Source organism: Acidipropionibacterium thoenii DSM 20276, from assembly GCF_000423445.1.
Lineage (GTDB): Bacteria > Actinomycetota > Actinomycetes > Propionibacteriales > Propionibacteriaceae > Acidipropionibacterium > Acidipropionibacterium thoenii.
Genome location: NZ_AUHZ01000043.1, coordinates 1 through 1,733, shown reverse-complemented (window position 1 = coordinate 1,733; position 1,733 = coordinate 1). Strand labels below are relative to the sequence as shown.

Here is a 1,733-nt window from a genome sequence, read left to right as displayed (position 1 = left end):
ACGCCGCCACCCGGGTGGGCGGTGAATGCAGTGGCGGTCGGTACGGTGACGTCGCGTTCTCGCGCCGCGTCGACGATCGCGCGGGCCAAGGGATGTTCGGACCCGGACTCGACAGCGGCCGCCATGGCCAGCACGATCTCGGCGTGGTGGCCGGCGACGACCTTCTGGTCGACGAGGCTGGGATGGCCCTGGGTCAGGGTCCCGGTCTTGTCGACCACCAGGGTGTCGATCTTCTGCAGTCGTTCGAGTGCTTCGGCGTTCTTGACCAGGACGCCATCGCGGGCTCCGCGACCAACCCCGACCATGATGGACATGGGTGTGGCAAGGCCAAGCGCGCAAGGGCAGGCGATGATGAGCACGGACACTGCAGCAACGATCGCGAACGGTAGCCGGGGCTGTGGCCCGACAGTGGCCCAGACGGCGAAGGTGATCAGTGCGATGCCGATCACGACCGGCACGAACACAGCGGAGATCTTGTCGACGAGCCCTTGGATGGGGGCTTGGGAACGTTGCGCCTGGGACACGAGGTCGACGATGCGGGCCAGGGTCGAGTCGGCGCCCAGGCCGGTGGCCTCGATGACCAGGCTGCCGCCGCTGGTGATGGTGCCGCCGATCACACGGTCGCCGGGGTTCTTGTCAACAGGTACCGGCTCGCCGGTGATCATGGATTCGTCGACGTAGGCGTGGCCGTCGACCACGATGCCGTCTGCTGGGATCTTCTCACCGGGGCGGACCCGGCAATGGTCGCCGACCTGCAGGTCCGCGGATGGCACTTCCTCTTCTTCTCCGTCGGGGTTGATGCGGTGCGCGGTGGCTGGCGACAGGTCCAGCAGGGCGCGGATGGCACCCGAGGTCTGGTCGCGTGCCCGCAGTTCGAGTACCTGCCCCAGCAGCACCAGGGTGATGATCACGGCGGTGGCCTCGAAGTAGACGCCGACCCGGCCACCGTCATCACGCATGATGGCCGGGAAGATCCCCGGGGCCAGGACGGCGACCACACTGTAGAACCACGCGGCACCCACACCGAGGCTGACGAGGGTGAACATGTTGAGGTGCCGGCTGGCCACTGATCGGGCGCCACGTGCGAAGAATGGCCACCCGGCCCACCACACCACGGGGGTGGACAGCGCGAGTTCGACCCAGGGCACCCACGCCCCGACGGCCAGGGCCGGGACCATCGCCAGCACCACCAGGGGCAGGCTGAGCACGGCTGCCACGCGGAGACGGCGGCGCATGTCTGCCAGCTCTGGGTTGGGTCCGTCGTGGACGCCCACCGAGACCGGTTCGAGCGCCATGCCACAGATCGGGCACTCGCCCGGCCCATCCTGCCGGATCTCGGGGTGCATGGGGCAGGTCCATTCGCCATCGCGTGGGCCGGTGTCGGCCTGTGGTGGCGGGGCGCTTTGCCCGCCGTGCTCTTGGTGGGCAGCAGTCTGCCCGGGGTGGGTGTGCTGGTGTGCTGCTGGCGCGGGGGGCTGTCCGTCCGGTTGGAGGAACATGCCGCACTTGGGGCAGCGGCCAGGGTGGTCACTGGTGACCTCGGGGTGCATGGGGCAGGTGAAGGAGTCCCCTTCAGCCGTGATGGGCTCGTCGGGTGGGGTAGGGCTGGTCATGGTCTTCCTCGTCCGTTGAGTGGTGGTGCTCTGTGGTGCTGGTGGGCGCGTGGTGCGAGGTTCTTGGCTCAGTGGTGATCGGCCCCGTGGTTCATCATCCGCATCATGAGCCACATCATC

The 1,733-nt window shown here is 68.3% G+C and carries 1 protein-coding gene; it reads right to left on the bottom strand.

The features are described from left to right. A partial coding sequence (locus G554_RS15685; protein ID WP_051232819.1) for a heavy metal translocating P-type ATPase occupies window positions 1-1,613 on the bottom strand: 1,613 nt, incomplete at its 3' end. Window positions 1,614-1,733: the final 120 nt, after the last annotated feature.